The 18,068-nt window shown below is 63.0% G+C and carries 13 protein-coding genes and 2 tRNA genes; 9 read left to right on the top strand and 6 right to left on the bottom strand.

Going from position 1 to position 18,068, the window contains the following annotated elements; all coding sequences use genetic code 11:
* Positions 1-559: 559 nt before the first annotated feature.
* Together LZC94_03150 and LZC94_03145 are read left to right on the top strand one after the other, a co-directional pair.
* Complete coding sequence (locus LZC94_03150; protein WXB16276.1) at positions 560-3,373, top strand: serine/threonine-protein kinase; 2,814 nt, start codon at positions 560-562, stop codon at positions 3,371-3,373.
* 552 nt (positions 3,374-3,925) lie between these two features.
* Positions 3,926-4,483, top strand: a complete 558-nt coding sequence (locus LZC94_03145; GenBank protein ID WXB16275.1) for a hypothetical protein — start codon at positions 3,926-3,928, stop codon at positions 4,481-4,483.
* 390 nt (positions 4,484-4,873) lie between these two features.
* Here LZC94_03145 and LZC94_03140 read toward each other — a convergent pair.
* Both LZC94_03140 and LZC94_03135 read right to left on the bottom strand, forming a co-directional pair.
* A tRNA-Pro gene (locus tag LZC94_03140) sits at positions 4,874-4,947 on the bottom strand.
* A 124-nt stretch (positions 4,948-5,071) separates the two neighbouring features.
* Positions 5,072-5,440: an NUDIX domain-containing protein gene (locus tag LZC94_03135; protein WXB16274.1), complete on the bottom strand. Its 369-nt coding sequence runs from the start codon at positions 5,438-5,440 to the stop codon at positions 5,072-5,074.
* 297 nt (positions 5,441-5,737) lie between these two features.
* Between LZC94_03135 and LZC94_03130 the strand changes: the two genes are divergently transcribed.
* The 5 genes from LZC94_03130 (at position 5,738) to LZC94_03110 (ending at position 10,943) form a co-directional block, all read left to right on the top strand.
* Positions 5,738-5,826 (top strand) — tRNA-Ser (locus LZC94_03130).
* Positions 5,827-6,410: 584 nt separating this feature from the next.
* Positions 6,411-8,084 carry an IS21 family transposase gene (istA, locus tag LZC94_03125; protein WXB16273.1) on the top strand — a complete coding sequence of 558 codons (1,674 nt, stop codon included), beginning with the start codon at positions 6,411-6,413 and terminating at the stop codon, positions 8,082-8,084.
* Positions 7,975-8,733 (top strand): IS21-like element helper ATPase IstB, encoded by a 759-nt coding sequence (istB, locus tag LZC94_03120; GenBank protein ID WXB16272.1) that lies wholly within the window; start codon positions 7,975-7,977, stop codon positions 8,731-8,733. Before istA ends, istB begins: the two co-directional genes overlap by 110 nt.
* A 1,254-nt stretch (positions 8,734-9,987) precedes the next feature.
* Positions 9,988-10,377 carry a helix-turn-helix domain-containing protein gene (locus tag LZC94_03115; GenBank protein WXB16271.1) on the top strand — a complete coding sequence of 130 codons (390 nt, stop codon included), beginning with the start codon at positions 9,988-9,990 and terminating at the stop codon, positions 10,375-10,377.
* A gap of 41 nt (positions 10,378-10,418) precedes the next feature.
* On the top strand, positions 10,419-10,943 hold the full coding sequence (locus LZC94_03110) for a transposase (GenBank protein WXB16270.1): 525 nt from the start codon (positions 10,419-10,421) through the stop codon (positions 10,941-10,943).
* A 513-nt stretch (positions 10,944-11,456) separates the two neighbouring features.
* Here the strand turns inward: LZC94_03110 and LZC94_03105 are convergent.
* Entirely contained in the window at positions 11,457-14,921 is a 3,465-nt protein-coding gene (locus LZC94_03105) for a hypothetical protein (protein ID WXB20340.1), read from the bottom strand.
* On the opposite strand from LZC94_03105, the gene LZC94_03100 reads away from it, so the two are divergent.
* Positions 14,895-15,554, top strand: a complete 660-nt coding sequence (locus LZC94_03100) for a PA14 domain-containing protein (protein WXB16269.1) — start codon at positions 14,895-14,897, stop codon at positions 15,552-15,554. The genes LZC94_03105 and LZC94_03100 overlap by 27 nt on opposite strands.
* A gap of 121 nt (positions 15,555-15,675) precedes the next feature.
* On the opposite strand, the gene LZC94_03095 is transcribed toward LZC94_03100, so the two are convergent.
* The 3 genes from LZC94_03095 to LZC94_03085 all read right to left on the bottom strand — a co-directional run bounded on the left by LZC94_03095 (position 15,676) and on the right by LZC94_03085 (position 17,415).
* Positions 15,676-16,125 (bottom strand): VapA/VapB family virulence-associated protein, encoded by a 450-nt coding sequence (locus LZC94_03095; protein ID WXB16268.1) that lies wholly within the window; start codon positions 16,123-16,125, stop codon positions 15,676-15,678.
* Positions 16,126-16,466: 341 nt separating this feature from the next.
* Positions 16,467-16,664 carry a hypothetical protein gene (locus LZC94_03090; protein WXB16267.1) on the bottom strand — a complete coding sequence of 66 codons (198 nt, stop codon included), beginning with the start codon at positions 16,662-16,664 and terminating at the stop codon, positions 16,467-16,469.
* A gap of 274 nt (positions 16,665-16,938) precedes the next feature.
* Positions 16,939-17,415 (bottom strand): hypothetical protein, encoded by a 477-nt coding sequence (locus LZC94_03085; GenBank protein WXB16266.1) that lies wholly within the window; start codon positions 17,413-17,415, stop codon positions 16,939-16,941.
* A 165-nt stretch (positions 17,416-17,580) separates the two neighbouring features.
* Between LZC94_03085 and LZC94_03080 the strand changes: the two genes are divergently transcribed.
* Positions 17,581-18,057: a macro domain-containing protein gene (locus LZC94_03080; protein ID WXB16265.1), complete on the top strand. Its 477-nt coding sequence runs from the start codon at positions 17,581-17,583 to the stop codon at positions 18,055-18,057.
* Positions 18,058-18,068: the final 11 nt, after the last annotated feature.

Genomic DNA, 18,068 nt, shown 5'->3' with positions numbered 1-18,068 from the left:
AGCATCCGTTCACGAAAAGATGGAGCTTTTGAGCCTCCCTGCGCGACATTCAGGAGGCGTCCGCGCACGGTCTCGCACCTCGCGACCGAGGACGCGTGACCCCATATGGCTGTGCCGCTCGCCTTTCTCCATCGGGAGGCATCCTCCCGCGACGACGAAGAACCGGCCGAGAGCGCGGACCTCGCCGCCATGGCGGATGAACACCGGGCGCAGAATGCTGCGCCGGCTTGGACGTTTGCCTTTGGATGGTGCACTATATCGGCCCGTTGTTCCCGCGGAGGAGCCGGAGGGCTCGGTGTCGTCGTTGCTTCGCCCGTTCTCGACGGCGAATGGTGGATGTTGGAATCGGGCGTGATGCGCGAGGGGAGGCGACAACGGAATGGAATGCCCTTCGAATGACGAATTTCGCGCCTTGGTCGAAGGAACGCGGGGAGGTCCGGCGCGAGACCCTCTCGAGGCGCACTTGGCGGAATGTGCCACGTGCGGTCGCGCATGGGCGCTGCTCGCCCAACAAAGCACGCCGAAATCTCCGTCCGAATCGCCGGGTGCTCCTTCGAGGATGGCCGATCTTCACCCGGGTATGTATGTCGGCCGCTACCTCGTGATCGATTGGATTGGTACGGGGGGAATGGGGAGTGTTTACCGTGCCTACGATCCGAAGCTCAATCGCAACGTAGCGGTGAAACTCATCCGCATCGAGCCCGGAATGGCAGGCGACGAGTCACGGCGAATGCTGCTCTTGCGGGAGGCGCAGGCGTTGGCGCGGGTGGTTCACCCGCATGTCGTCAGCGTATTCGATGCAGGTGAGTTTTGCGAACACGTGTTCTTTGCCATGGAGCTGATCGAGGGCTCCACCTTGCGCGACGTGTTGCTGCGTACGGAGCACGATCCGCGCAAGTTGCTGCGACTGCTCGACGAGGCGGGCCGCGGGCTCGCTGCAGCGCACGATGCCGGCCTGGTGCATCGCGACTTCAAGCCCGAAAACGTGCTGATCGATCGCGAGCAGCACGCCAAGGTCGTCGATTTCGGGCTGGCACGCGCGATCGATGCGCACAAAGTCGAAGAGCTGGTGACGGCATCGCCTGGGACGCCGTCTTCGGTATTGGACCGGCGCATCACCGAAACGGGCGAATGCATTGGGACGCCAGCATACATGGCGCCCGAGCAATACCTTGGGTTGGGCACCGATGCGCGTAGCGACCAATTCAGCTTCTCCTGCGTGGCGTACGAAGCGCTGTTCGGCCGCCATCCATTTTTCGACGGAAGCGGAGGCCTGTCCATGATAGCGCTCTGCGCGGGGAAATTCGAGGCGCCGAGCCGGCGGCTGGATCCCGGCTATCTACGCGTGCTGGGCCGTGGTCTATCGCGCGATCCCGCCCATCGATATCCGTCGCTTCAACACCTGCTCGATGAATTGGCCCGCGTTCCACGACGACAGCGACGGCGCGGCGTTGCGATCGCCGCGCTCGTGTGCGCCGCGACGGGCCTCGTCGGGTGGCCGGTCATCCAGAAACATCGGGCGCAGCACTGTGACGCCGTTGCGACGCAGGCACTCGTCGGGATCTGGGACCTGCCCCGCCGGGCGAAGGTCGAGGATGTGCTGGCCGGCGATGGAAAAGCATTCGGTCGCGATGTCTGGAATAGGGTCGCAGCCGCGCTGGATATCTATTCGGCGCAATGGAAGGACACGAGCGCCGAGCTCTGTCGGAGCGCCGGGTGGTGGCGCGCGGAGGACCAAGCCAATTACACGCGAGCCTCGTTGTGCCTCGATGAGCGGCGCCGGGAGTTGCGGGCGGTGACCGATGTTCTCTCGGGCGGCGATCGGGAGGTGCGGCTTCATGCGCCCGATATCCTCATCCAACTCGACGTGCTATCGACTTGCACGAACACGGCGGCGCTCGCGTTCACGCCGCTGCCTGCGTACGACCGAGAGACGGCCATGACCGTCGAGCGTATTCGTGATCTCCTCGCGAAAAGTCGGGCGCTCGAGGATGCACGCCATTTGGCCGCAGGCGAGGAGGCAGCACAGCAAGCGCTCGATCTCGCGCGTGAGCAGCAAAATCGGGCGCTCAGCGCGGAAGCCCTCTACCGCCTCGGCGTCGTGCAGGAAACCGGCGGCAAGTATGGCGCAGCGGAGACCAGCCTCGTTCAGGCGCTCGCCGACGCGAAATCGAGCGGACAAGAGCGGCTGCTCGCGCTCATCTGGACGCAGCTGCTCGGGCTCGTCGGCCAGGAAGAACACCGCCCCGACGAGGTCGAGCATCTGATCCCGTTCATCGAGGCCACGGTGGAGCGATCCGATCCCCGAGGGCCGGCGCACATTCGACTTTTGTTTACGCGCGGCGCCCTCGCGCATAAGCGCGGTCGATTCGAGCGCGCCATCGCGCACTACAATGCAGCCCTGGAAATGGCACGCCACGCGTTCGGCGAAAATGACGTACGCCGTATCGAAATCTACCAGAACCTGGCCAGCACCGAGAGAACCATCAATCAGCTCGACGAGGGGATATCTCACCTGCAATCGGCGCTGGCAGAGACCGAGGCGCTGTTCGGCCATGACCACCCCCAGCTATTGATGACGCTGACGCTCCTCGCGCGCATGCTGAGTGAGAAAGGCGATAGCGCCGGCGTGCACGTCGTGGGACAACGCGCCCTACGCATCATCGAGCAAGCATCGTCTCCCGAGAGCCCAGAGGTCTCGTCCTCACTCTTCGAATTAGGAATGGCCTATCTGGAGGACGGCCAGCCGGAGGTCACGCTACCTCTCCTTCGTCGATCGTATCTCATCGATCGGATGATTGATCCCAGGAGCGCGGCAGCCACGCTTTCGGGCATCGCCCGCGCCGAGGAGGCGCTCGGGAATCTGGACACGGCGCGCACCACCTTCGAGGAGTCGTTGGCCCTCTACAAACCGCTGGTAGGCCCCGGTGATCGGCAAATGATCAAAACAGGCGTCAGGCTGGGACGGCTCTTACGCAGGCTTCATCGCGAGCGCGATGCTCTGCAGCTCTGCACCCAGCTACGCGACGCCGGTGAGCGCAATCTCGGGCCACATGGAGTCTTCCTCGCATTGGCCCTCTCTTGTGTGGGCGAAGGATACGAGCAGCTCGGCCGGCTCACCGAGGCGCTTGCAACGCTCGAACGCGCCGAGAAGCTCCTCGAGGACGAGACGGTACCACCGCGGCTCGAGTATCGTGCGACCGTCGGCTTTGCCCTCGCGCGCGTTCTATGGCGAACCGGCGGTGACCGCGAGCGCGTCCGACACCTGGCCACCGAAGCAGCAGACAACTACCAGCACGCCGGGCGCGTCTTCGCCGAAGACGGAGCTGCCGTCCAAACCTGGCTGACAAAGACGTTCGCGCAGCAACGATGATGGGTGCAGCTCGGCGCAGCTGGGGGCAGTCGATCCCGAGCTCATTCCGAGCGTCGAATGCACACACGGTCGCGAGGTGATTGGGTGCGGCAAGTCGCCGGTGCACGAGGAGCTTTCCGGCGCTCGCGCGATCTCCGCGGCCGTTGCAGGGAAGCTTCCGGGGCGGGCCGGTATCCCAGCGGGTGTCCACGAAACGACCTATTGGAAAGCGCTTCTTTAAAGAGTCTTTTTTGGGGGCACCATCCGGCTTAGAGTTTTGTGGACATCTTGCAGGAAGAACACATGAAGAAGATGTCGCGCAATGTGAGCGTGCTCGATTATAAAGCTCTAGCGATACCGTCCATGGACGCACCCACGACCGCGTGCGATCACGCAAGAATGCCCCCGCGAAGAAGGACAGTGGGAATCACTTTGGCCGGCGCGTTCGTCGCTGTCGCATGCTCCAGCGGAAATGAGAGCTACTCATACCTTGGGCGCACGTGCGTGGTACCGCGGGGCGTAGCTGCCTACGATTCGAATCCCGGGGAGCCGTGGGGGCGAGCGTGCCCGGACATGAGCACGTGGGCGAGGCAGGTCTCGTTCATCGACGGGCGTTTCAACGACGCGCTTTCCACGAAGAACACGGAGGGCAATTGCAAGACGATCCTGACGCTTCCCGGTCGCTCGGAGGACGAGTTGAAGGGAGAAATCGAGTGGAACCAGGATTGGTCCTTCGGCATGGGGCGCTTGACGTCACCAGGATGCGTCATACCTTTTCAGTATGTGTTGCATCGGCCGGCAGCACCGCCACCCCCACCGCCGGCAACGAAGTGCGTCCCCCAAAAAGGCCGAGCGTATTACGATGTGACGTCGAACGCGCTGCCTGACCAGGATGCCGGCGTCTACTGCATGCCCTACCGAAATACGCTTGTCTCGTTCGTCGATGGAAGGCTCGAAGATGCGTACTTCGCTTCGTCGAACAGCGGCGACAACTGTACGACGCGCGAGGTATCCACCATGAGCACGAATGAATGGGCGGAAATAAGCTGGAATGACGATTGGTCGCAGGGCACGGGCCGCAGTTATTACAATGGCTGTATGTACACACTCGAGTACAAGCTTCGCCGATGAGACCTGGCCATCGTTGGTAGACGAGCGCGCCGACCGCCTTTGGGTCCGCCGAAATACCGAATACCGAACATGTTCCCTGACCTGCACGAAACGAAGATGCCGCCACATCGACGCCCGGCGACCATGCTCGGCGCGCCGCCACGGAGAGCGCGTCGTACGGCTATCCGGTACCCGGCACATGGACATGTTCCGAGCCATGCCATCGGGGGTGGACGTTCAATCCGCACGCCATGCGAGCCACATCGCCATGCGAGCCACATCATCGATGCCTATGCGACACGGGACCGGCAGCCGCTCTGCGAAGCTGTGCGCTGCTTGCCGTCGACGCCACCATCGCCACGGCGTTTGGACGGCTGTTCGACGACTGCCTAAAACACCGGCAAATCTGGGTCGGGGAGGCGGGATTTGAACCCGCGACGACGAGCACCCAAAGCTCGTGCACTACCGGACTGTGCGACTCCCCGGTGGAAACGAAGAGGAACCTAGCACACGTTTTGGTCCGCGTTGAGAGCTCGCCGCACGACCTGGCATCGGAGCTGCGAACGGCGACGGTACTGTGCCGGAACCGCCGCGGAGCCCGCTACCGCTTCACCCCGATGCGCTCCCGCGCGCTTCAAGCCAATCCCGGACGGCGGCGCCCGTCCCGAAGTCCCACGGACGCAGCTTGGTGATGCGGATCCGCTTGAACGCCTCGAGCTCCTCCCCGAGCTGCACCTCGCCCTGCACGCGGAGGTGGTACGCAACAATGAGCTGGTTCATCGCAAAAAAGCCATAAGCGCCGACCAACCCCACGATCTCCGCGTCGAGCCCGAGCTCTTCTCGAACCTCGCGCACGGCGGCATCCCCGGGTTGCTCGCCGGCCTCGATGAACCCCGTCACCAACCCGAACATCTTCTCGGGCCATCCCCTCCCCCTCACCAGGATCACATCCTCCCCCGCCTGAACAATAGCAGCCACGACAGGCGTAGGATTGTTCCACACGACGAACGAGCACCCCTCCGCAAGGCACGCGGCGCGCTCGAGTCCCCCCGCTTCTTTCTTGCCCAACCCCGTTCCGCACTCCGGACAGAACCGCATCCCCCCTCTCTCCGCGATCGTTCGCCACCGCGCAAGCCCCTCCGCCCAAACGCGCCTACCCGAAAACCCCGGCTCGTCCGTGGCCCCCATCGAATCCCACCCGGCCACGCGATGACTCACTTTACCTGCCTCGAAGAGTGAGCTAGTTTCGGCGCCCTTCGGACAAGCCATTCACAAGGAGAGGTGACCGAGTGGCCGAAGGTACCCGCTTGCTAAGCGGGCGCAGGGCTAAAACCTTGCCGCGGGTTCGAATCCCGCCCTCTCCGCAAAAAATTCCGAGAAATTTGAAGATTTTTTGGACCAACTGCTCTCGCGCTGTTGAGCTCGGTGTTTCGATACAGCTCGACCGGAAGAGGTGGGAAGAGTTCGCCGCGCCCCCTCTCGTAGGGTCTCCGCCTCGCGAATGTACTTTTCCGTAGTCGAGAACTTGTTTGTACCGCGCGCGGAACTGGCTCCGGAGCAGGTCATCGCCGCGAAGGACCATCCACGTGACCCCGTTGCCTTCACGTCGTGCAGGGTCATTGTCTTTCGTGGCCACGAACAACTCCTTCCGTGCCCCCCGCGACCTTCCGAACATGCCGCAGTTGGCGCGCCTGGTCACGTTCGCTCATGAGGACCTCGAAGAGTCGCCCGTTCGGAATTGCGTATTCCGACGTGACTCGGGGATCGATTCCAACGACACCCGGGGCCTCATTCCAACGTGACCCGGGGGCCGATTCCTGGGCACCCGGGGACGCATTCCAACGACACCCGGGGGCCGATTCCTAGGCACCCGGGGACGCATTCCAAAGGGGGCGGTCCCCCCCGCAGCGGCGAGCAGGGTCACAGCTTCATCGCGTAGACAGGCGCGATGTCGGAGCGAGTGTCCATGCGGAAGGTCCGAGAAGTTCTCAGATTGAAGTTCGAGTGCGGGCGCAGCCACGCCGAGATCGCGGCGTCGGTGGCAATCGGTGAGACGACCGTCGGCGATTACCTGGCGCGCGCACGTGCCGCGGGGCTCGCGTGGGCGGAGGCCCGGTTGCTGAGCGACGCCGAGGTGGAGGGGCGGTTGTTCCACGATGGTGGCCGTAACGAGCCGCCGTCGCGCGTGCCGATCGATTTCGCGTGGGTGCATCGAGAGCTGTCGCGTCCGGCGGTCACGTTGCAAACGTTGTGGGTCGAGTACCGCGATGGGGCGATGGGTCAGGCACCGCTCAAAGCCTACGAATACAGCCGCTTTTGCGCCTTGTATGCCCAGTGGAAGAAGAAGCTGAGCGTCGTCATGCGCCAGGTGCATCGTGCCGGCGAAAAGATGTTCATCGATTACTCAGGGAGAAAGCCACACGTCGTCCATCCATCGACCGGAGAGGTTTACGAAGTCGAGCTGTTCGTCGCGGTGCTCGGCGCGAGCAACTATACGTACGCCGAGGCGACGCGCACGCAGAAGGTCGCCGACTTCGTCGGCTCGACGATCCGCGCCTTCGAGTACTTCGGCTGCGTCCCCGAGGTCGTCGTGCCCGATCAACTTCGCAGCGCCGTTTCGGGGCCGGATCGGTACGAGCCGGACATCAACCCGACCTACCTCGAGATGGCGCAGCACTACGGCGTAACGGTGATTCCGGCGCGGCCGAGAAAGCCGAGGGACAAAGCGAAGGTCGAGGGAGGCGTTTTGATCGCGCAGCGGTGGATCCTCGCGGCGCTCCGGAATCGGACTTTCTTCTCACCCGGTGAGCTCAATGTGGCGGTCCGCGAGCTGCTCGAGCAGCTCAACAAGCGCCCGTTTCAAAAGCTCGAAGGATGCCGGCACTCGGCCTTCGAGACGATCGACAAGCCCGCCATGCGCCCTCTGCCCGCTCACCGCTACCAGATCGCGAAGTGGCGAAAGGTGAAGGTCAATATTGATTACTGCGTCGACTACGAGCACCGACTGTACAGCGTGCCGTACACGATGGTGGGGGCCGAGGTGGAGATTCGTGCAACCGCGACGAGTGTCGAGATCCTGCACCAGAGCGAGCGCGTGGCGTCCCACGTGCGCAGTTATGGTCCGAAGGGCACGGCGGTGATCTGCGACGAACACCGGCCACGCGAGCACCGCGACTATGGCAAGTGGCCGCCCGAGCGCGTGGTCGCGTGGGCCGAGAGCATTGGCGATCAGGTCGGTGAATTCGCGCGTCGGGCTCTCGGGCAGCGTACGCACCCAGAGACCGGATACCGTACCTGCCTCGGGGTGATTCGGCTCGCCGACCGATACGGCAAGGCTCGCGTGAATGCGGCGTGTGCTCGTGCGCTGAGCATCGGCAGCCCCACGTGCAAGAGCGTGACGGCGATTCTCAAAAATGGCCTCGACCGCGCGCCGCGGGTCGAGCCCCCAACTCGAGCGCCCATCGCGCACGAGCACATTCGCGGCGCAAGCTACTTCGATACGGAGGATGAACGTGATCCTGGAAGAAACGATTCAGAAGCTCGTCGAGATGAAGCTGCACGTGATGGCACAGACGGTGCGCGAGATGCACGCGTCTCCCCCGACGGAACCCCTCTCCACTGACGAGGTGATCGGGATGATGATCGACCGCGAATGGGTGGCACGGGAAAACAAGCGACTCGAACGTTTGCTCAAAGACGCCCGAATACCCAATGGCGTGAGCCTCGAAGAGCTATCGTGCGAAGCAGGCCGCGGTGTCGACCGCTCCTTCGCGCGTACGCTCGGGGCTTGCCACTGGGTCCGAGCGAAACAGAACGTGATCGTGGTCGGAGCAACGGGAGGCGGAAAGAGCTTTCTCGGTGCAGCCCTCGCCCAAGCGGCGTGCCGGCAAGGCTTTCGGGCGCTCTGCATTCGCACGTCGCGCCTGCTGGAGCAGCTCGCCGTCGCGCGTGCCGCGGGCACCTACGCCCAGGCGCTCGCGCGCATCGCGAAGATGTCGGTCCTCGTGCTCGACGATTTTCTGTTGTCGCCGATGACGGAGATCGAGCGGCGCGATCTGCTCGAAGTGCTGGAGGATCGGTACGACCAATCGTCGACGGTGATCACGTCGCAACTTCCGACGAAAACTTGGCATCAAGCCATCGGCGAAGCGACAATGGCGGACGCCATCTGCGACCGCCTCGTGCACAACGCCCACGTGGTGACCCTTCGGGGCGGCTCGATGCGGAAGAAGAAGGCGATTGCCCCCGAGGTGACCGAAACGAAAACCTGACCACGCTCGTCGCTACGCTCCGGGCCCCGCGTCATGTCGGATTGAGCCCCCGCGTCGGCTTGGAACAGCTCCCCGGGTCCTTCGGAATATGCATTCGGAATCTCGCGCCGCATGACTTCGAGCATCGAAACGAGCTGCGGATCGAAGCCGACGCGAAGCCCTCGACGGAACGAGCGACTCCCTTGTGTCGACGACGGTCTTCGGCTTTGGTGAGTTGCCGCGCACCTCGATGCGCAGAAATCGGTGCAGTCTCGTCGCCGCGTGCACGGATGGTCCGGGCCACCCGGCTTGGTTATGCGTCGACGAGCCAGTCCTTCTTCGCCTTGCGTGCTGTGCGCCTATTCTTCGCGAGCTTCCGGCTCGCGCTGCGACCGTCTGGGTTGTGCAATCGAATAAAGGAGAATTCGATGGCCAATTTCGGTGACGTCACCCCACACTCGCCTGCTTGCACATCGGCCCAATGTCGTGATGCTATGACGCCTATCAATCCCGAAAGCACGATCGCGCATCGTGTTTGCAAATATAAAAAAATCACGCGCGTTTCAAAAATATGCCGGTGCACACGAACATATTGCTGTCGACATTTGCAATCGAACAGATAAATAGCAACGCGCTTAATTTTCGTAATACCGCACCACTTCATCAAAATACTCGCCCGGCGCCTTCCAATGCGATCCGCCAATGCCGATTTCATCATAACGCATTAAAAACTGCGCAAATGTGGCGCAAAACTCGCACGCCGCCAGCAAGCCCCTTACCGAACAGGCTGCAAATCGCCCCCATGGAAACGGAACGACATTCCAAACGGACAACGCTAGGTAGCCAAGAAACCCTCCTCCTCCCGACAATAGGAGGGTGCGCAGAAGGAGGGCATACCTTTCGATGACCCGGTATTAGCGTGCTCATGGCGGGCCAGGGCGCGGTGAGGCGCTAGTATACCTTGTAGGTATACGCCAGATCGAGGGAAGCCCCCGCGCCCGTGGCCTTATACGTGGCGAGCTCGCCGTGTGGCGTGTAAGTGAAGGGCTCGGAAAGGCGGACCACCGACAACTGACCCTTGGCTTCCCTTCACTACTTCTCCTGCGCCCAAATTTCTTCATCCAAATTTCGTCGCTCGATTTTCTGCACCCGACGGGGTCCTCGGATCGCAACATCGAGGCGTGCCCGGCGCCCCCCGCCGTCGCCTAACCCCAGTGCTCACCTGGGTCGATCAAGCGTCTTGCTCTTTGGCTCGAGGCATGATCTGGTCGCGGCATGGCGGAAGCGCACCCTCTTGAATTGAGAGCCAGGGTCGTCGAGGCGTACGAAGCTGGCGACGGAAGCTATGCGGTAATTGCCGCTCGATTTCGTATCGGTGAGGCGAGCGTCAAGCGGTGGGTTCGTCGAGGGCGTCGTGGCGTGCCGCTCGGCGCCGACCCGAAGCGAGGTGGAACGCCGTCCCCGATCGGCCAGGGCGACGTTGATGCGCTTGTTGCGAAGCTGCGCGATGCGACCGCTAACGAGATTACGGCGGAGTTCAATCGGCTTCGCCCGCGGGGCGCGCGAGTTCATGTGTCCAGCATGAAGCGCGCGCTGCATCGGTATGGGTACGTCATCAAAAAAAACGCCGACGGCCGTTGGAGTGTCAGCGACCCGACGTCATAGCCAAGCGCCGCTCCTTCCGACGGAGGATCCTCCGGATTCCCGTGGAAAAGCTGGTTTTTCTCGACGAATCGGGCCTAAACCTGGCCATGAGTCGGAGCCACGCCTGGGTGAAGCGAGGTCGCGAATTCATCGATCGCATTCCTATGAACTGGGGCACGAACCTCACACTTCTTGGGGCGATGCGCCTATCGGGATGGGTCGTCCTCAGCACGATGTTCAAAACGGCCAACCGTCCCCGCTTCCTGGCTTGGCTGAAACGCAAGCTGCTCCCTCGACTGTACCCCGGAGACGTCCTGGTGATGGACAACCTCCCCGCCCACCGCGACCCGCGTGTCGTAGCCGCCTGCAAGGCGCGCGGCGTTCGTGTCGTCTACTTGCCCCCATACTCGCCCGACCTCAATCCAATTGAATCCGGCTGGGCCCTCCAAAAGCAATACGTGCGACGCCACGCTCCCCGCCACCCCAAAGCGCTTCGGCTCATCGCCAGACGAGCGCGCTTTCGAGTCACCGAGACGCACGCGAGCAACTGGTTCGTTCACGCCGGTTATCGGGCTCCACTCAGGTGATCTCTGGGGTTAGGAATTTCACTATTTTCCGAATCCGTTCTCGTCGCAGCGTGACTTACGCCAGCGTCGAAAGCACGGACTATTCTACCTTTCCCAAGGCACGGGCCCGCATTGCGGTCGCGAACACCACAAAATCCCGTGTATTCCAGAAGTCGCCGATGCATACGAGCATGCGCTCTTCCGAGGTTTGCAACCGAACAAAGGAGAATACGATAGGCTTTATTTCGGTAACGTCCCCCCACCTCATCGGAGCACTTTGTTGATACCGTCCGACACCGATCCGCCAAATCCCCGTATCGTCGTAACGAACTAGACATTGCACGAGTAAGCCCGCCAGCTCGCACAGTGCCACGAAGACACCTATCACGCAACCTGCGAACATTCCCCATCGCGGGGATGCAACATTCCAAAAAGAGAACGCGTAATATGCGAAAAGAATACCGCCACCGATCGAGAACAGAATGGCTCGCACGAGGAGGGCGTACCTCTTCAATGGTGGCGGTATTCGCGTCGTCACGGTTGCACGGCGGGTGGTGAAGAGTTGGTATACCAACCTGCCGCGGCGGACCGGACGGCCGACCCCACGCTCAGGTTGAGACGGTTGATCACGGAATTGTTCAATGCGTTCGCCTCGGCGCGTGCGATATTTCCAATTGGAGAGGCGGCAAATTTAGCGATACCTGCAGGCACTGCGTTAGCCGCCCCGCCTCCAATCAGTCCTCCTAGCGCCCCGATGGCCCCTACTTCCAACGCATTGTAACAATCCCCGTACACGGCGCTTACGAGCTCCGCTTGGAGTAGATTTGCACCAGCTCCCAGCAGCGGAATGCCAAGGCCACCTCCCGAGAACGGCAGAAGAGCGCCCTGCACGAAACCGACCCCCACCGCGATCCCGAACTCACCCCATCGAAATGGCCCGCCACGAGCTGCCTGCGCGAGCCCGTTGCCAATCCCCGCTCCCGCCGCGCCGAGGATCCCCGTGATCACCGGCACCGGGATCCGACCATCGGCGTCGATCCAATTGATCGGATCGCCGTTCGCGTAAGCGTAGAAGTTCAGATCCGCAGCAAATCCAAGCGGCTCTTTTCGGGTCCATGTGCCGCTCTCCGGATCGTACTCGCGCGCCCCGAGATGCACGAGCCCCGTCTCGGGATCGTACATGCCGCCGGCGAAGCCGAACGGCTGGAACCCTGCGCTGCTATCGCTCGTGACACGCCCCCACGCGTCATAATCCAGCGCCTGGACAGCTGCGGCGTTCGTGCCCGAATTCACGACCGTCCGCACGCTGCCGAGATGATCCGTGACCAGGGCGTACGTGACGCCCGCGCGGATCATCGCGTCGGGTACATTGTGCCCGCGCGCGTAGATGTATTGGGTGACGACGTTGCCGCTCGCATCGACCTCCGCCGCGGGCTGCAGCTCGCTGCGGTAAAGCCAGCGATGGGTGATGACCCCATTGCGGCTTCGCGCGATGCGCCGGCCAAAAGCATCGAGCTGGTAGTCGATGCGCACCCCGGATGGGAGCTCGACCGACGCCAGGTTGCCGCGCCCATCGTAGGAATATTTGGTGACGCCTGCGGGGGTGGACTTGGTCGCGCGCTCGCCGCGCGGTGTATACGTATAGGTCGCATCGCCGCGCCGCGTGAGGCGATCTTGATCGTCGACCTGCGCGCCACCATCGGTGCGATTCCCATTTGCGTCGAAGGAGAAACTGGCTTGCTCGACACCGTTCTTGGTGACACGTGCGAGACGATGCGCAGCGTCGTAGCCGTATCCCCAGACGACGCCGTTTTCGCGCTTTTCAACGAGCAGGCCGCGGTTGTTGTAGGTGTATGCCAGATCGAGGGAAGCGCCCGCGCCCGTGGCCTTGTACGTGGCGAGCTCGCCGTGTGGCGTGTAGGTGAAGGTCTCGGAAAGGCGGCCCACGGATAGCGTCGACAGCAGTCCGGAGACCGCGTCGCGCGTCAGAGCGACGGGCCCCAGACCCGTGCGGAGGCCGTCGGAGTCATACTTGAATGTGAGCGTAGAACCGCCGCCGGAAATGGCTTCTGTCTTGACGCGCAAGAGCGGGTCGTACGTCCATGTGATGGCCCCCGGTGCGGTCCCCGCGGCCGTCATCTTGGTCACGAGGCTACCGTCGTAGGTGGCTCGAACGGAGGCATTGCCGGGGCCCGTGAAGGATACCGCTTTGCCGGTCGTGGCGTCATAGCCTGTCACCACCGTGCCACCGCCCGGGAAGCGCAAGGTGGCAGGACGACCCGCGCTGTCGCGTTCGAGCACCGTCTGCGAGCCGTCTTCGTGGGTCAGCGAAGCAAACGCGCGATCGGCATCGTAGGAGGTCGAAAGCAACGCGGCACCGGGTGCCGCATACGACGCTTCGAGCCCGTCTTTGCCGTATGTCATCGTGTGCGCGGACTTGCCTGGAGGGGTGAGCGCGATCACGTTGTCGAGCGCATTGTAGCCGAAAATCGTGCGCGATCCATTCGCTTGTACGGAGGCGGTCACGCGCAGGGCGGCATCGCGCTCGAACGTCGCAACCGTCCCGAGCGCGTCGGTGATGTTCCGAAGCACGCCGCTGCTTGCGTCATACCCGTACGTTACCCGGCGGTCGCCACGGGTGGCTTCAAGGGGACGGCCCCGCGCGTCGTAGCGAAGGTCGAGTGGAGCAAGGCCCGGCGATTCCATCCGAATGATGCGCCCCTCGGCGTCGAGGGTGATGCTTCCGGTTCGTCCGGACGGTGTCGTGTTGGTCCACGTGCGCGTCGCCGCATCGTAGGTAGCCCCCGATGCGCCATCGGCCGTCGAGAACGTCCCATCGAGCCCGAGGAGCGAGCCGTCGGTGTCGAAGCGCGCCGACCAGCTCGCGTCGAGGGTGCGTTTGAGCCCACTCGGCAAGGTCACCATTTCGCGCGAGACGTACGGCGCCAAGGTGCCAAAGCGCGGATCCGCCGACACGATGGTGTCGAGCTTCGTGCCGTCGGGCGATGTGACATGTGTCCCGCGGTCTACATCGGTCGTCCAGACGGTCTTGGTCCCATCCTCGTGCGTGACGCTGCGCGCTTCACCCACGTCCTGTGCGCTCGAGGCCGAGTGCAAGCGCGTGCGCCCAAGCCCGGTCGTGACGCGGGTCTGCACGGGGGACAGGCTCTCCCGCGAGAGGGTCCACGCCGCATTCTCGGCGTTCGCATCCTGCAAGAGATTTCCTCGTGGATCATACCGCATCGCGTGCACCCCACCACCCGCGTCGGTACGCTGCGTGAGAAGCCCGCCCGACCCGTACGAGAATTTCTCTTCGCGCCCCAGCGGATCGAGGATCTTCGCGAGGTAGCCGTCGGGGGCATATTCCAAGCGCGTCGTGTGGGAGAATGGCCCAACGACGGACGTCGCGCGCCCATTCGCGTCGTAGCCGATCGCTGTCGCATTGCCGTGGTTGTCCTCGACCCGCGCGAGCTTCCCCGCTCCGTTGTACGAGAAACGCAACTTCACGGCCTTGGTGAGCGCGTCGAGGGTACGAAGATGCCGCCCGTTCGTGTCGAAGACGTAAATCTCCGAACCGTCGCCGCTCACGATCAATTTTTCACCGTTCGCCGTGGCGGGAACGACCGGATGCAAGCGTAGAATGACGCTGTCGGCGAACTCGGACACATAGAGATCGCCGTTGGGAGCCAGCACCAAGGCTGACGGAACGGTGTTCGCCACGCGACGAGCCGGCTGCCCGATCGCCGCGCTCATCGTCGGGATGTCCCCTCCCCCGGCAAAGGTCGAGATGCGACCGTGGTAAACGCGACGGATGCGGCCTCCGTCGGAAATGTAAAGGGTACCTTCCGCATCCAGAGCTTGCGCATACCGAAAGGAATCGTTCAGGGTCTTCCTCGATATTACTATCTCGAGTACCGGCGCCCCTACGGCCAGTTCGATGCATTTGCGAGCACGGACCCGGTGGTCAATGGGGTGACCATTCGTTTGGCGCAGGACCACGCGCAAGGCAATCAGAAACCATGGCTCGTCGACGCGACCCCCACCACCCAGAAACCAGGTGGTGCACGAAACTTCGACGACGCCGCCTTGGCGGTAGGGCAGACATTTTACGACTCGGTGTCCGATATTCGCATCACCGTAAATGCCCTCTCCGCGTCGGGCGCCGAGGTGCTCGTCGATGTAAACAAGAGCACCGATCCGCCGGGCAACGGGATCGGTCTAGCGGGCTCCTACTTCGACAACGCCGATCTGACCGTGCTGAAGATGACACGCACGGATCGGACCGTGAACTTTGATTGGACCGGTGGCTCGCCCGATCCGTCGGTGTCACCAACGACGTTCTCGGTGCGATGGCAAGGCTTCCTGGTGCCGCAGTCGACCGGCGTGCATGCATTTTATACCACGACGGACGACGGCGTCCGTCTCGGCATCGGCAATACGCGGATCATCACCAACTGGGTCGCGGGCGGCCTGCGGGAAAACAGCGGGCAGATTTCTCTCAATAAAGGACAGAGATACCTCGTCCGAATGGAATACTTCCAGGATCAAGGCGGCGCGGCGGCAAAGCTCGAATGGGCCACACCTTCTTCGGGCCGCGCCGTGATTCCTACGAGTCAACTGCTTCCATTCTAAGGGCCGAGCCTGATGGGCACGCAACGTCTCGTTTGGCCGTCTCCGAGTGGATCCGAAGGGGCGTTCCTCGACGCCTCTACGCCCGAGAGTGCCCGGCGCGCGTTTGTCACGCTTGCCACGCCTACCGTTTCCACTGTCCGTCGCCGCTCCCCGTTCCGGAGAACGAGCCGACGCTCACCGCGGATGAATAGCCGAGCAGCTCCCCTGCATTGTCGAAAAACTCGACCGAGGAGTACGCCGGAACGACGCTGAAATGAAAGTGGCGTGTATTCATCACCAATTTGTCGACATCGTTCGTATACAATTGCCCGTTCAAGCTGGAGATGCCGACGCTGAACAATCCCCCCGCATCCCCTTCGAAGGCAAAGGGCCCGTGGCCCGCGTTGAACTGCACGACGACGCGCGCATAGAAGAGAAATCCCCCGAAGAAACCCGCTGCCGTGTAACCCCTCGTCGTCAATTTGTCGAGCGACGCGACGACTTCCTCGATCTTCGACGCTGGCCATTTTCCTTCCGCCGATTGGCGAAAATGATCGACGACCAACTTCCGTGCAACAACAACATCGTTCATCTGCATATCCCCTTGGCCATCACCTGGCCGAAATGGTTATGCACCGAGTACGCGCGGTGCGATCGGAGGTATCGCTTCGCCGACGCGAAATCGCCCTGGGGGCCGCCACGCCCCAGTTGCGATTCGATCTCGTCGCGCAGGTCGCTTTTTCTCCCTGTCGTGCAGGTGCTTGCTGCTTGCGGATCGGCTTCGCGTGCAACCCGATGCGACGTGAGCGTCGTGCTCGAGGTGAGCCGGTGGGTCCGTCCTGGCGCGAGCGGACGCGGAGAGCTCGAATCGACGCGGGCCACCAGATGGGTCTCTCCAGCTTCGTCACGATGCTCGTCGTTCGCTATTTGCAATCACGCCGAGAGCGAGTCGAGCTGGCGCGTTGGCGCTGCGCAGATTGCGACGCGCGCCCGAAGGAAGCCGAAAATATCGAGGCTATTTGGCTTATCGCCCTTCATCGCCGCGTTGTTCGGCATCATCTTGGGTTTTGCAACAGCGCCCATTTGGGGCTGGCTCACGGCCGCGATTGTCGGTGCGGGCTTGGGCTTCATGGGTTGGGTATCGCGTCCTCGGGATCGAGAGCGTCGAGCCCAATGGACCGCTCCGATAAACCCATCGATGCGTGACCACATCGTTCCGCTTTCGTCGACGTGCGCCCTCGTCCGTCCAGAGCGTGGCCGAGGCGAGCTCCGCTCGGATTCGTCGTTCGCGGGCGCAAAGGGTTGTCGGGCCCGTTCTTGCGCGTGGTTGCGCCCGTTACGAGGTGCCGAGGCCCGCCTTACTCGTGCGGGCCCGTTCGTCGTCAACCTCGAGCATCTCGCGCGCTCATGGTCTGCCCGACCTTTTTGGTGGGGCTTCGCGAAACGTGCCATTCGCCGTGACCTCGAGGTGCGCCTGGGGGCCACCGTTGCGGCGGTACCAAGGCCCGACCATTTTCGGTGTGACCTCGATGGTCTGCGCGAGGAGAGACGACCCTGCGGCATCGGCCAAATTCAATGTAACCCGTACCGGCTCCGGGGAGAGATCCGGCACGACGATGCGCGCGTACTTTCCCGCCCGGAGGGCGACTTGCCCGACGCACGTTCCACCATCGCAGCCCATGTCGACGACCTCGGTCGCGCGTGACAGCTCCACGAACGGCGTGCGGCAGGAGCCATTCCAACATATGGATACGGACGCCGCGCTCACGCGGGGGCCGAACGCGGGATCGATGTCGAGCGATATGCCGCGCATGTACCCAACGGGGTGATAGCCAGTCGATAATGAAGCAAGCAAAAGGAGCGCCAGCAGCAGGGCACCCATGCCAAAAGCTCTGTTCACCATGCCAGTATACACAATCGCAGCAGATGCGCGCGCGCATGCGCAGATGTCTCCTGAATCACCAACGACGTGCGGCGTGTGTTCCTTCGAGGTCGCCGCGCGCCCGGTGGGTAGACCCTCGTGGCCCGACGGGGTACCGTCACCAGAATGCGCTCCATCGAATACGTCACCGGTGACGCGACGCTTCCGCGCGGGGCGGGCACGAAAATCATTGCCCACGTATGCAACGACGTCGGCGGATGGGGGGCGGGATTCGTGCTCGCGATTTCACGCCGATGGCCCGAGCCGGAGCGCGAGTACCGCCGCTGGCACCACGAACGCGAGGGGAACGACTTCCTGCTCGGCGCCGTGCAGCTCGTCGAGGTAGCGCCCGACACGTACGTTGCCAATATGATCGGCCAACACGGTCTTCGGCACGACCGCTCCGGGCCACCGATTCGGTACGAGGCCATCGAGACCGCGCTGGAAAAGGTGGCGGATCGTGCGAAGGCCCTCGGCGCGTCCGTGCATATGCCGCGGATTGGGTGCGGCCTCGCGGGCGGCACGTGGGACCGGATCGAGCCGATCCTGGTGCGCACGCTCTGCGCGAAGGACGTGCCGGTCACGGTTTACGACTTCGGCTGACACGGCGGCGC

This window comes from Sorangiineae bacterium MSr11954 (genome assembly GCA_037157815.1).
GTDB lineage: Bacteria > Myxococcota_A > Polyangia > Polyangiales > Polyangiaceae > Pendulispora > Pendulispora albinea.
This window is presented reverse-complemented; position numbering and strand designations above follow the sequence as displayed.